10 protein-coding genes are annotated in these 13751 nt (G+C 44.8%); 7 read left to right on the top strand and 3 right to left on the bottom strand.

What is annotated here, in order from left to right:
• Positions 1 to 85 precede the first annotated feature (85 nt).
• Together ilvN and FTU72_RS03635 are read right to left on the bottom strand one after the other, a co-directional pair.
• Positions 86 to 577, bottom strand: a complete 492-nt coding sequence (gene ilvN / locus FTU72_RS03640; RefSeq protein WP_004782091.1) for an acetolactate synthase small subunit — start codon at positions 575 to 577, stop codon at positions 86 to 88.
• A complete protein-coding gene (locus FTU72_RS03635) occupies positions 574 to 2301 on the bottom strand; it encodes an acetolactate synthase 3 large subunit (RefSeq protein WP_004782089.1) in 1728 nt (575 codons plus the stop codon). The genes ilvN and FTU72_RS03635 overlap by 4 nt, the downstream gene beginning before the upstream one ends.
• A gap of 680 nt (positions 2302 to 2981) precedes the next feature.
• Here FTU72_RS03635 and FTU72_RS03630 point away from each other — a divergent pair.
• The 4 genes from FTU72_RS03630 to holA all read left to right on the top strand — a co-directional run bounded on the left by FTU72_RS03630 (position 2982) and on the right by holA (position 7896).
• Positions 2982 to 3332 (top strand): DUF4124 domain-containing protein, encoded by a 351-nt coding sequence (locus FTU72_RS03630; RefSeq protein WP_034703208.1) that lies wholly within the window; start codon positions 2982 to 2984, stop codon positions 3330 to 3332.
• Between the two features lie 122 nt (positions 3333 to 3454).
• On the top strand, positions 3455 to 6076 hold the full coding sequence (gene leuS / locus FTU72_RS03625) for a leucine--tRNA ligase (protein ID WP_180052457.1): 2622 nt from the start codon (positions 3455 to 3457) through the stop codon (positions 6074 to 6076).
• A 278-nt stretch (positions 6077 to 6354) separates the two neighbouring features.
• Complete coding sequence (locus tag FTU72_RS03620; RefSeq protein WP_180052456.1) at positions 6355 to 6888, top strand: hypothetical protein; 534 nt, start codon at positions 6355 to 6357, stop codon at positions 6886 to 6888.
• Between the two features lie 9 nt (positions 6889 to 6897).
• Positions 6898 to 7896: a DNA polymerase III subunit delta gene (gene holA / locus FTU72_RS03615; protein ID WP_004782082.1), complete on the top strand. Its 999-nt coding sequence runs from the start codon at positions 6898 to 6900 to the stop codon at positions 7894 to 7896.
• Here the strand turns inward: holA and FTU72_RS03610 are convergent.
• Complete coding sequence (locus tag FTU72_RS03610) at positions 7893 to 8342, bottom strand: bacteriohemerythrin (RefSeq protein WP_180052455.1); 450 nt, start codon at positions 8340 to 8342, stop codon at positions 7893 to 7895. The two genes, holA and FTU72_RS03610, sit on opposite strands and share 4 nt — an antisense overlap.
• Positions 8343 to 8940: 598 nt before the next feature.
• On the opposite strand from FTU72_RS03610, the gene FTU72_RS03605 reads away from it, so the two are divergent.
• Genes FTU72_RS03605 through FTU72_RS03595 form a run of 3 tightly spaced genes read left to right on the top strand, consistent with a single transcriptional unit; the run spans position 8941 to position 13716 of the window.
• Positions 8941 to 10314 carry a MacA family efflux pump subunit gene (locus tag FTU72_RS03605; RefSeq protein ID WP_180052454.1) on the top strand — a complete coding sequence of 458 codons (1374 nt, stop codon included), beginning with the start codon at positions 8941 to 8943 and terminating at the stop codon, positions 10312 to 10314.
• Between the two features lie 2 nt (positions 10315 to 10316).
• On the top strand, positions 10317 to 12293 hold the full coding sequence (locus FTU72_RS03600; RefSeq protein WP_180052453.1) for a MacB family efflux pump subunit: 1977 nt from the start codon (positions 10317 to 10319) through the stop codon (positions 12291 to 12293).
• A 10-nt stretch (positions 12294 to 12303) separates the two neighbouring features.
• Positions 12304 to 13716 (top strand): efflux transporter outer membrane subunit, encoded by a 1413-nt coding sequence (locus FTU72_RS03595; protein WP_180052452.1) that lies wholly within the window; start codon positions 12304 to 12306, stop codon positions 13714 to 13716.
• Positions 13717 to 13751 lie beyond the last annotated feature (35 nt).

The following is a 13751-nucleotide window of genomic DNA, read 5'->3' as shown; positions in this document are numbered from 1 at the left end:
GTGTGTCCGTTTCATCAGGCAATGATCCTTGATCACATTGCCTGAAGCCCCCTTCTTATTAGAATGAGGAAATAATTTAAAAAATTTAGATGGTTAGTACTTTTTCGCCGCGTGCAATACCCGACACGCCTGAACGCACCACTTCCAAAATCGTGTTTTCTGCTAATGCGTCAATAAAACCGTCGATTTTTTCAGTCGTACCTGCAATTTGAATCGTGTAAGTTGTTGGCGTTACGTCAACCACCTGGCCACGGAAAATATCGGTCGTACGTTTGATTTCATCACGGGTTGCGCCTAAAGCTTTCACTTTGATCAGCATCAATTCACGTTCAATGTGTGCACCTTCAGACAGATCCACCACTTTAACCACTTCTACCAGCTTGTTCAGCTGTTTGGTGATCTGTTCGATCTTGTGATCATCACCATACGTGGTCAAAGTCAGACGTGAAAGTGTTGGGTCTTCAGTTGGCGCAACGTTCAATGTTTCAATGTTGTAGCCGCGTTGTGAGAATAAACCCACCAAGCGAGAAAGCGCGCCTGCTTCGTTTTCTACGAGTACAGAGATAATATGTCTCATTTCGTGCGCTCCCCTTTTGCTAACCACATATCCTGCATCGATTGACCCGCAACTAGCATTGGATATACGTGTTCTGTACGGTCAACCATTACGTTAATAAATACGCACTTATCATTGATTGCCATCGCTTCTTCAAGCTTAGACTCAAGCTCGTCCGCATGGTCAATCTGAATACCTACATGACCATAAGCTTCCATCAATTTTGCAAAGTCAGGTAAAGACTCTACATAAGAGCTAGAGTGACGGCCTTCGTAGTTCATGTCCTGCCACTGTTTCACCATACCCAAGGCACGGTTGTTCAGGCACAGGATTTTCACGTTCAAGCCATATTGCTTACAGGTAGAAAGTTCCTGGATACACATCTGAATCGATGCTTCACCAGTAATACAAACTACTTGCTGATCCGGGAATGCAAGCTTAGCCGCCATTGCATATGGCAGACCAACACCCATCGTACCTAGACCACCAGAGTTGATCCATTGACGAGGACGCTTATAGCGATAGTGCAACGCGCCGAACATCTGGTGCTGACCAACGTCAGACGTGATGATCGCTTCGCCATTGGTGACTTTGTCTAGAGCACGAACCACTTGCTGTGGCTTCATAGAACCATCAGTCGGTACATCGAACTTCAAGCCATGAACCTGACGCCATTCATCAATCTGTTTCCACCATGCCGCAATCGCTTCAGGATTTGGCTTGGACACATTCATTTGCTTCAACTGGTTCAGCATTTCGTTCAGCACAGGTTCTACTGCACCCACGATTGGAATGTGCGCCATGATGGTTTTAGAAATGGTCGCCGGATCGATGTCAATGTGAATGACTTTGGCATTCGGACAGAATTTCGCAGGGTTATTGGTTACACGGTCATCGAAACGCGCGCCTACACACAGAATCACGTCTGCATTGTGCATGGTCATGTTGGCTTCATAAGTACCGTGCATACCCAACATGCCGATGAACTGTGGATCATCGCCCGGGAATGCGCCAAGACCCATCAAGGTATTGGTAACTGGGTAACCCAATAGATGTGCAAGCTCAGTTAATTGTGCTGAAGCATTGCCCTGAACCACACCGCCGCCTGAGTAAATGACTGGGCGTTTCGCATGAATCAGTTCATCAATCGCTTTACGGATTTGACCTGAGTGACCACGATATGGTGGTTGATACGAACGCATCTTCACTTTTTCAGGATATTCGTAAGCAAATTTCTCTGCTGGGTTGGTTGCATCTTTAGGAATATCAACTACAACTGGACCTGGACGGCCAGATGACGCGATATAGAATGCTTTTTTGATAATTGAAGGAATTTCGCTGGCATGGCGAACCTGGAAGCTGTGCTTCACGATTGGGCGAGAAATACCGACCATATCAGTTTCTTGGAACGCATCCTCACCGATCAAATGGCTTGCAACCTGACCAGACAGGATCACCATTGGAATGGAATCCATATAAGCCGTTGCAATTGGAGTAACGGTATTGGTCGCGCCTGGGCCAGAAGTGACCAGCACAACACCAGTTTTACCTGTTACGCGTGAGTAAGCATCCGCCATGTGACCGGCAGCTTGTTCGTGACGTACGAGGTAATGATTAATTTTGTCTTGTTGAAATAGCGCATCATAAATATGCAGTACTGCGCCGCCTGGATATCCAAAAACATGTTCAACGCCTTCATCCGCTAATGCGCGAACGAGCATTTCACCACCAGATAGAAGTTCCAACGTGATTCACCCTATATTATTCACTGCACAAATGGGAGGCATTTGCAGTGTTCATTCATTAACTGTCTGCACTGTTATAGCACACAAATTTCATAGTTTTCAAAGCAATAGGAATAAAAAATCCGATCTACCTGCTGTTCGAGCAATACAAGATCTAAAACATGTTGGGGTAAACATATTTTGTTCGCTTTGTTCAATTTTTCGGCTAGAAAAATTGCCCATTGCATGACATGACACTTATTCGAAGGGTGATCGATCTAAGGCATATAAAACTATTGCTGCATTCTTGTGTTTTCAGCCTTTAAAGTCAAGTTTAAAAAACAGGCTATTATTGTTTATACGTCTAAAATTTGCTGCTTTTACAGGCAATTTCGACTTTAACTCTGGTTTTTAGCTTTAAAATTCTAATTTAAATTAATAAATTTCATATACTTAAAACTTTAATTTTATAAATTTTTAATATGTCTTATATAAAAAAATTGAATGAATTTTTAAGAAATTCAATGCAACTGTTTATAAATAAATTTTTTTATATAAAATTACTCTTTTTAGGTATCAGCTCAAAACATTAAGATCACTACTGAGCACAAAATTAATTGAATTAAAAATCATCTTATGGCAAAAAATTCTCTACAATAACAACCCTATTTAACCGCTTGAAATTTTCAGGACTTTTACTCATGAAAAGATCTTTCCTGACCGCATTAAGTTTTGCCACTACGTTTGTTTTAGGTGTAGCAAGCAGCTCTGCTTTAGCGATTGAATATTATAAATGGGTCGATGCCAAAGGCGTGACTCACTATACCAAAACCCCGCCTCCTAAAAATGCCAAGCATAAAAGCAAAGTAGAAACCTATGGCTGGACCAATTCCGCGCCTACTCCAGCAAGAACAACCGAAAATGAGAACCGGACCGAAACGGGTAACTCAAACTCATCTGCACCTGTGCCTGTCGTTTCTGAAAATGAGCAGCAACAGCGTGAAGCCAATGAAGCTTTACAACGTGGTCAGTCTGAGCGTGTAGCCTTCTAATCATACTCGTCTGCCAATTTAGATTTTTCCTGCAGAATCCCGTACGCAAAATTCACTTTTAGGTGCATTTTGCGCTATGCTGTGCCTTATATTTTTTTTAACCGTTCTCTTGTATTACGTATATGACTACTCACATTGACTCAGAATATCAAGCCAGTGCGATTGAACCTCAAGTCCAGCAGGACTGGGAATCTCGCAAAGCCTTTAAAGTTGCCGACACTGTAGAAGGTCCACGTCGTTATATCCTCTCGATGTTCCCTTACCCAAGTGGCAAACTGCATATGGGTCATGTGCGTAACTATACCATTGGTGACGTGATCAGCCGCTTTCACCGTTTAAAAGGTGAAACTGTATTACAACCAATGGGTTGGGATGCTTTCGGTCTTCCTGCGGAAAACGCTGCAATTGCACACCAGGTCGCTCCTGCAAAATGGACTTTCGAAAATATTGATTACATGCGTAATCAGTTGAAGAAACTTGGCCTGTCTGTAGATTGGGATCGTGAATTCGCAACCTGCACACCAGAATACTATCGCTGGGAACAATGGCTATTCGTTCAGCTTTATAAAAAAGGCCTGATCTACCGTAAACTTTCTACAGTCAACTGGGACCCAGTAGACCAAACAGTTCTTGCCAATGAACAGGTTGAAAATGGTCGCGGCTGGCGTTCAGGTGCATTGGTTGAAAAACGTGATATTCCAATGTACTACTTCCGCATCACTGATTATGCGCAAGAATTACTGGACGATCTTGAAACGCTGAAAGACGGCTGGCCACAACAAGTCCTGACTATGCAACGCAACTGGATTGGTCGCTCACAAGGTATGGAAATCACCTTCCCTTCAGCGAATCCGGAAGTCTATGCAGACGGTTTAACTGTATTTACCACGCGTGCCGACACATTGATGGGTGTAACTTATGTTGCAGTGGCAGCAGAACACCCAATGGCGTTAAAAGCTGCGGAAAATAATCCTGAGCTTCAAGCATTCATCGAAGAATGCCGTATGGGTTCTGTGGCAGAAGCGGATCTTGCGACTGCTGAGAAGAAAGGCATGGCAACAGGTCTTTCTGTGAAACACCCTGTAACAGGTGAAGAAGTTCCAGTCTGGATCGCAAACTACGTGCTTATGTCTTACGGTTCAGGTGCGGTGATGGCGGTGCCTTCACATGATGAACGTGACTTCGAATTTGCCAATAAATATGGCTTAACCATCAAGCAAGTGATTGATGCCAAAGGTGCAGAAGATACAGACTTTGACGCAACTCAATGGCAAGAATGGTACGGCTCTAAAGACGGTAAACTGGTTAATTCAGGCGAATTTGACGGTTTAGACTTCCAAGGCGCATTTGATGCCTTCCTTGCAAAATTAGAACCACAAGGTCTTGCGAACGTTAAAGTTCAATTCCGTCTACGTGACTGGGGTGTATCTCGTCAGCGTTACTGGGGTTGTCCAATTCCAATGATCAACTGTGACAAGTGCGGTCAAGTGCCGGTACCTGAAGATCAACTTCCTGTGGTACTTCCGACTGACGTGGTTCCAGACGGTTCAGGTAACCCACTGAACAAGATGCCTGAATTCTACGAAACCACTTGTCCTTGCTGTGGTGGCGATGCACGTCGTGAAACAGATACGCTAGACACATTCGTAGAATCATCTTGGTACTATGCACGTTATGCATCTCCAGACTTTACTGATGGCATGGTAAAACCTGAAGCAGGTCAAACTTGGCTTCCTGTAAACCAATACATCGGTGGTGTTGAACACGCGATTCTGCACTTGCTCTATGCACGTTTCTTCCACAAATTGATGCGTGACGAAGGCGTGGTACAAGGTAACGAGCCGTTCACTAACTTGCTCACTCAAGGTATGGTGCTTGCGGATACTTATTACCGCGAATCTGAATCAGGCAAGAAAACCTGGTTCAACCCTGCCGACATCGAACTTGAACGCGATGAGAAAGGTCGCATCACTTCTGCGAAATACAAAGGTGATGGTCAAGATGTCATCGTTGGCGGTCAGGAAAAAATGTCGAAATCGAAAAACAACGGTATCGACCCGCAAGCGATTATTGACCAATACGGTGCAGACACTGCACGTGTATTCATGATGTTCGCGGCTCCACCAGATCAATCACTTGAATGGTCTGACGCTGGTGTTGAAGGTGCAAACCGCTTCCTGAAACGTGTATGGCGTTTGGCAACCGGTTTCCTTGAAAAAGGTAATACCGCGACTGAGTTTAATAAAGCGAAACTCTCTACAGCTGCGCAAGATTTACGCCGTAAGACTCACGAAACCATCCAGAAAGTGGGTGATGATATCGAACGTCGTCATGCATTCAACACTGCCATTGCAGCGATGATGGAACTGTTAAATGCGAACAACAAATTTGAAGCGAAAGATGACAATGACGTTGCTGTAGCTCGTGAATCGATCACTACGCTTCTTACATTGCTTGCTCCATTTGCACCGCACTTAAGCCAGACTTTATTGGCTCAGTTTGGAATCGAGTTAACTCAAGCACAGTTCCCACAAGTGGATGAATCTGCATTGACTCGTAATACCCAAACGATTGTGGTTCAAGTGAACGGTAAACTTCGTGGCAAACTCGAAGTGTCTGTGGATGCATCGAAAGATGACATTCTTGCACAAGCCAAAGCCTTGCCTGAAGTTCAGCAATTCTTGACTGGTCCAACCAAGAAAGAAATTGTGGTGCCGAATAAGTTAGTGAACTTGGTGGTTTAATTTCCTTGAAGCCTCCTTGAGCAAGATATAAAGCACTGCTTTATATTGAAGCGCAAGAAAGGGAGGTTTGGAGGGATTTAATCTCCCCTAACCCCTCTTTAATAAAGAGGGGAATTCCCGTCCATATATAAAAAATGGGTTCTCCTCCCTTTTTTAAAGGGAGGTAGGGAGGGATTAAAAAACAATTCCAAACAAAGCCCGTTGCCAGCCAACGGGCTTTGACTTTACAATCCGGTTCAGGATTTCAAATATTTCCCTGAGGGAAAAAGAGGATACTCATGCATTTAGGCAAACGTTTAGCAGCAATTGTTTTAACTTGTGGTCTAAGTGCAGGCCTCGTTGGCTGCGGCTTTCATTTAAAAGGAACCAATCCGAGTTCCGCACCTGTAGCTTACTCAGTCATGAGTCTGGCCCTCCCTGACAATACTGAAGATCTTCAGGAAAAACTGGCTGTTTATCTGGGTGCTGCTGGAGTACAGCTGAGTAATGCACCTGATGCTTATGTCTTACGTGTCCTAGATTACACCCCTCGCCGTTTAGAATTGAATGGCAAACTGGTGGAAACCTTATTGCGTCTGAATGTTACTTTCCAAATCGAAGATGCACAAGGCAATCCGGTGACTGAACCTCGTACGGTAATCGCGACCCGTACCTATCAATATGATATTGAAACCGTGAATACGGATGACCAGGAACAAAAATTCTTAAATCAGGTCTTAATTGATGATGTGGCCCAGCAGATTGCCCGTCAAATTTCTTCGAATCGTTTGCCATTGGCAAAACCAGAAACTTCGACTCAACCAGCCCAATAAGACGACCCAATGAAACTTGACTACCTCCAGGCATTAAAACGTGTCAATGAAGCTCGCGGTGCCTGGGTGTTGCATGGTCAGGAGCCTTTGCTGGAACAGAATCTGGTAGATGCCTTTCGTAGCAGCTGGCAAAGCCGTGAAGTTGAACGCCAGCGTTATGATATTAGCTCTGCCTCTGACTGGAAAAATGTCTTCAATGCTTTAAACAGCCTGTCATTATTTTCTAGCCAACTGGCAATTGAAGTGCATGGCAATATCAAACCGGATGCCAGTGGTCTCAAACTGTTAAAAAACTATCTGCAACAGGACAGTGATAACCTGCTGTTGGTGGTCATGCCGAAACAGGATGCCAGCAGCCTGAAATCCAGCTTTTTCCAGACCATTGATGCCAATGGCGTAAATGTATCGCTAGTGGCCAACTACCCAAAAGATCGTCAACAGATCCTCGGAATTGAAGCGGAAAAACTGGGAATTAAGCTGGCCAATGACGCCTGGCAATGGCTAGAGCAGCATCATGAGCACAATTTGCTGGCAGCCAAAAATAGCCTGATGCGCGTAGCAGATACCTTTGCTGAAGTAGATATTATCCAGATTGACCATCTATATGCCTGCTTGCAGGATCAGTCCCGTTACAGCACCTATGATCTGAGTGATGCCTTGCTCAATGGGAATTTGGCACAATCAATTAAGATCTTTCAGTATCTGATTGCCTCAGGTGAACCGATGAGCCTGATTTTGTGGAGTATCAGCAAAGAAATGCGTCTATTGATGCAATTATTTGAACAGCCACAAAATGCCTTACAAATCGGTATCTGGAAGACTAAAGTGAGCTTATATCAGCAAGCCTTGCGTCGTTTAAGTCCACAGCGCTTTTTAAGCTGGCCTCAGCTTTTGATCCGGATCGATGCTGCAATCAAAGGGATGTCCAGAGAGAACCCTGAACATCTGATCTTGCAGGCCATTGCTGAAATGTGCGGTCAAAGCTTGTTTGCATCTCCGAGTGCCTAACTAAAGAAACGCGCAAACCAGCCTTTGCCTTTTTTCTTCTCCTGCGTTCGCAGGTAGCTCAGCATATTGTCCCGTACTGCTTCTACATAATCCTGATCATCGTGCTGAATATGGTTGATGAGCCATTTGGACAGAAGACGATATAAATCTTTTTCAATGGACTGACCTTGCTCAAACTTCAGACGATAATCATTTAATTTTTTGACAAATAATTCATGTATGCCGCGATGTGAAGGCAAATATTGATAACTCACCTGTTCCAGCAGGTTTTCTTCAAAGCTGAAATGTGACTGGGTATAGTCAATTAAATCGTCTAAAACCTCCCGGATTTTATCGCGATCTCCGGTACTTTTGACCTGCTCTAAGGCATTTATATAGTCCAGAATCTGGCGATGTTGATGATCAATCACCCCAATCCCAATATTGTAACTTTCATTCCATTCCATCTATGAACCTCATTAATTTTCTTAGTAAAGTCGTATTATTTTCCGCTCATTAAATGATCATATTCTCTTAATGAATAAACCCATATTTTTTTTATGGAATTAGATATTACAAACTTTATTTGCTTAAATCTATATGTAAAACATAGATTTTTTAAATTTTAGTAGAACACATCGTTCGAAAAATTAGATTAAAAATGAAAGAGGTTGGCTTTAGCGCAGAATTATTTTTACAACAAATATCATTAAAAACTTCCATGATATTGAGCAGCATTATGGCGTATTTTTACCAGCAGTTTAGTGGCCAGGTTTTTGCATGCAGTATGTCTGAGAAGTACTTTATACTCCCATGAAGTTTTAATTAATTCATCATATGATCAATATTTTTTGGATAGCTAAATCGTATAAAATTTCACCTAAAAAAGATGATTCCAATAGGAGTAGGTCAATGAATCCTTTATATAAAATCAGGTTTTATCTTATATGCTTTTTTAAACCAGGCAGTGGAAAATAGTTCTCATTTTAAATAAAAAAATTCACGTTTTATCCTAATTTCGCTTTTATAATCAACTGTTATCCTACGACCCGAATCTGAATCCATATGCCAAAAATAAAACCTGCGAAACTCATTATGGCGATTGTAATTGCCATCCTGATGGCAGTCACTGCCTGGTATTTTCTGAAACCAAAAGAGCAGCAGCCACAATACATTACAGCTGAAGTGACCCAAGGGGATATTGAAAATTCGGTACTGGCAACTGGTGTACTTGAAGCCACCAAAATGGTCAGTGTCGGTGCCCAGGTTTCGGGTCAGGTTAAAAAAATGTATGTGCAACTCGGCGATCAGGTCAAACAAGGCCAACTGATTGCCCGAATTGACTCTGTTCGTCAGGAAAATGATTTAAAGACTGCTGAAGCCAGCATTAAAAACCAGATGGCACAGCTTGCCGTGAAACAGGCCAACCTTGCCAAGGTGGAAGCCGAGTATAAGCGTCAGCAAGCCATGTATGCCCAAGATGCAACCTCGCGTTCAGAACTGGAATCTGCATTAGCCAGCTACAAAACCGCTCAGGCAGATATCACTGCGATTAATGCACAGATTGAGCAGTCACGTTTAACCTTGGCAACCGCGAAAGAAGATCTCGGTTATACCCAAATCGTGGCACCCATGGATGGAACTATCGTAGCGATCGTGACTGAAGAAGGTCAGACTGTAAACGCCAATCAAAGCGCACCAACGATTGTGAAACTGGCACAACTGGATACCATGACGATTAAGGCTGAGATTTCCGAAGCCGATGTCATGAAAGTTCAGGAAGGCCAAACAGTGTACTTCACTACTTTGGGTAATACTGATAAGAAAATTTACGCCAAACTTCGTCAGGTTGAACCTGCACCAAATTCAATTAATACCGAAACCAATACTTCAAGCTCAACTTCAGGCTCTGCAGTGTATTACAACGCCCTGTTTGATGTACCGAATGAAGATGGCAAGCTGCGTATTGATATGACGGCGCAAGTCTATATCGTTCTTGATGAAGCACGAAATGTACTGACTGTTCCGGCGGCTGCCATTCAAGGTTCAAACCGTCCACAACGTCCAAATCGTGGTGAAGGCTCTCGCGGTGCCGTTGACCCATCTGCACGTGGTGAAGGTCAGGATCAAGCCCGTGGTGATAGTAAACGTCCGGCAGGTGACCGCCCTCCTCGCTTAGAACTTTCTGATGCTGAACGTGCCCTGGTTGAACAAGGTAAAGCTCAGCGTGCCATGGTTCGTGTATTGCAGGCAGACGGAACAGCAAAACCAACCCCTGTCCTGATTGGTCTGAATAACCGTGTAACCGCACAAGTGATCAAAGGCTTGAAACGTGGTGATCAGGTTGTGATTGCAGATGGCTCTGATACTTCTAATGACGGTGCTAAACGTGGCGGCAGTGGCCGTGGTCCTGGTGGCGCCGGCCCAATGAGAATGTAAGCATGAATCAACAACAGCAACCTCTACTCGAGGTCAAGAATCTGGTTCGTGAATTCCCTGCCGGTGAAAGCACGGTCCAGATTTTAAAAGGGGTCAATCTGGAGATTTATCCGGGCGAACTGGTCGCCATTGTCGGTCAGTCCGGTTCGGGTAAATCCACCCTGATGAATATTCTCGGCTGTCTGGATAAGCCAACCAAGGGCAGCTATAAAGTTAAAGGCCGTGAAACCCGCGAACTTGAAGCTGATGAACTGGCGCAGTTACGTCGTGAATATTTCGGCTTTATTTTCCAGCGTTATCATCTGCTCAGTGATTTAAGTGCGGCAGGTAACGTCGAAGTTCCTGCAATTTATGCCGGTGCAGATTCAGATACCCGTCACAAACGTGCTGTCAAATTACTGACTGATTTGGGCTTGGGTGAAAAAACCCAGAACCGTCCGAGTCAATTGTCTGGTGGTCAGCAGCAGCGTGTTTCGATTGCCCGTGCCCTGATGAATGGCGGTGACGTGATTTTGGCCGACGAACCAACCGGTGCACTGGATAAGAATAGCGGTATTGAAGTGATGCGGATTCTGCGTGAGCTGAATGCCAAAGGACATACCATTATTCTGGTCACACATGATCATAACGTGGCAAAAAATGCGACGCGTATTATCGAGATTTCAGACGGGAATATCATTTCAGATAAACCGAATATGCCTGAAGTTGATGATGGTTTCGAGAAAAAAAATCTGGTCCGAAATGAACAGAAGAAAATCTCGAGCTGGCGTTCTGCAGTAGACCGTCTCGGTGAAGCTTTCCGTATGGCCTTATTGGCCATGAATGCGCACCGGATGCGGACCTTCCTGACCATGCTCGGGATTATTATCGGGATCGCATCGGTGGTTTCGGTCGTTGCGCTGGGTAACGGTTCACAAAAGCAGATTCTGGAAAATATCAGCAGTCTCGGGACCAATACCATTACCGTGTTCCAGGGCCGGGGCTTCGGGGATAATTCACGTTCCTCCCAATCCAAGACACTGATTCCCGCTGATGCCGATGCACTGGCAGAACAGCCTTATGTGGATGGGGTCAGCCCATCGGTCAACAGCAGTGTGACTGGACGCTTCAAAGAGATCGAAGCATCGACCACGGTCAACGGTGTCAGTGAAGACTTCTTCTATGTCAAAGGTATGAACTTTGAGTCAGGTCAGCCCTTTGATAAAGAAAGTGTGACCGAACAAGCTCAGGATGTGGTGATTGATAGCAATACCAAAAACACTTTCTTTGCGGATGGCACCAATCCTGTCGGTCAAGTCATTCTATTGGGTAGTGTACCGAGTCGGGTGATTGGCGTCATTGAAGAACAAAAAAGCATGATGGGCAACTCAGACAGCCTGAATGTGTATTTGCCTTATTCAACCGTCATGAGCCGTATGCTGGGTCAACCGAATGTACGTCAGATCATTGTGCGTATTAAGGATGAATATCCGAGTGCAGCTGCTGAAAATGCCATTTTGAATTTACTGGTCCAACGTCACGGCGCGCAGGATGTATTTACGCAAAACTCCGACAGTATTCGTGAAACCATTCAAGAAACTACTCAGACCATGACGCTTCTGGTTTCGGCTATCGCCGTCATTTCCCTAGTGGTCGGTGGTATTGGTGTGATGAACATTATGCTGGTTTCCGTGACTGAACGTACTCAGGAAATCGGGGTAAGGATGGCGGTCGGTGCGCGCCAAAGTGACATTCTGCAGCAATTCCTGATTGAAGCTGTTCTGGTTTGTATTCTGGGCGGTATCTTAGGCGTATTGCTGTCACTCGGTATCGGTCAGCTGATTACCCATTTTGCTGGAGGAACCTTCCAGATGGCATACTCGACCACATCAATTGTCGCGGCCTTTGTCTGCTCAAGCCTGATCGGTATTGTGTTCGGCTTTATCCCGGCACGTAATGCAGCCCGTTTGAATCCAGTCGATGCACTTTCTCGAGAATAAGGAATCTGATATGCATACTCTTACCAAACTTGCCAGTGCCCTGATTCTAGGGAGTTCATTGGTTGGCTGTGCGGCCGTAGTGAAAACGCCGTATGAACAGCCTGCTGTACAGGTGCCTAACAACTTTCAAAACAGTAAAGCTGTAAGCCAGCAAATCTATGCTGATATTCTGGCAGATCAATGGTGGACTCTATTTAAAGATCCCCAATTGAATAGTCTGGTAAATGACGTACTGGCAGCCAATAGTGATCTGGCCGTGGCCGGGATTAATTTGCAGCAAGCCCGTATTCAGGCCAGACAGACACAAAGTCAGCAAGGTGTACGCATTAGTGATGCTGGATTAACCACGCGTAGAAGCTTTGATCTGGAAGATGGCAGCAGTTCATCCGGTTTTGGGGTTAATTTCCCTGGCTTAAGCTATGAACTGGATCTGTTCGGTAAACTGGCCAACCAGACTGAAGCAGCGCGTTGGGAAGCGCTGGCATCTGAAGAAGATCTACATGCGACTGCACAAAGTCTGATTGGTACGACTGCTCAACTGTACTGGCAGCTGGGTTATCTAAATGAACGTTATAGCGTGGTTCAACAAAACCTGGCGACTGCACAGCGTACCTATGATCTGGTCAATGTCCAGTATCGTGCCGGTGCTGTGTCTGGTTTGGATTTAACTCAGGCTGAACAGGCGATCCAAAGCCAGCAAGCGACCTTAAGTCAGATTGAGCAGCAACGTGTGGAAACACGTACGGCGCTGGCAGTACTCATGAATATGCCTGTGCAACAGCTTTCGATTCAGGAACCGAAACGTTTACCGAATATTGCTTTACCGTCGATTGAAGCTGGCTTGCCTGCTAGCCTTCTCTCCCGCCGTCCTGACTTGAGAGCTACTGAATTGCGTTTGCGTAAAGCCTTGGCCAACAAGGATGCCAATAAAGCCAGTTATTATCCTTCGATCAGCCTGACTGGCAGCCTAAGTACCGGCGTGGGCACCAGTTCATCATTGTCAGATGCACTTAAAAATCCGGTGGCGACCTTAGGTGCTGGACTCAGCCTGCCATTCCTACAATGGAATGATATGAAGCGTGATTTGCAGGTGAATGAACTGGAATATGAAAAAGCGATTATCCAGTATCGTCAGACCATGTATGAAGCTTTTGCCGATGTAGAGAATGCCTTGTCTAATCGTACTGAACTCACCAAACAGGTTGCGTTACAACAGCGTAACGTTGAACTGGCTGAACGTACTGAACGTTTGACCGAAGTGCGTTATCGTAATGGTGCAGTAGCATTGAAAAATCTGCTGGATGCACAGGAAACTACGCGGAATGCCCGTCTGTCTTTGGTGCAAACCCGACAAAGCCAATACAATGCTTATGTGACCCTGATGCAAGCTTTGGGTGGTAGCCCGATCAAACAACTACCTTAAGCAATATATTTGACTCAAAAAAGACCGCTGTTAGT

The organism is Acinetobacter sp. YH12137, assembly GCF_013418535.1.
In the GTDB taxonomy this organism is placed as follows: Bacteria; Pseudomonadota; Gammaproteobacteria; order Pseudomonadales; family Moraxellaceae; genus Acinetobacter.
This window is presented reverse-complemented; position numbering and strand designations above follow the sequence as displayed.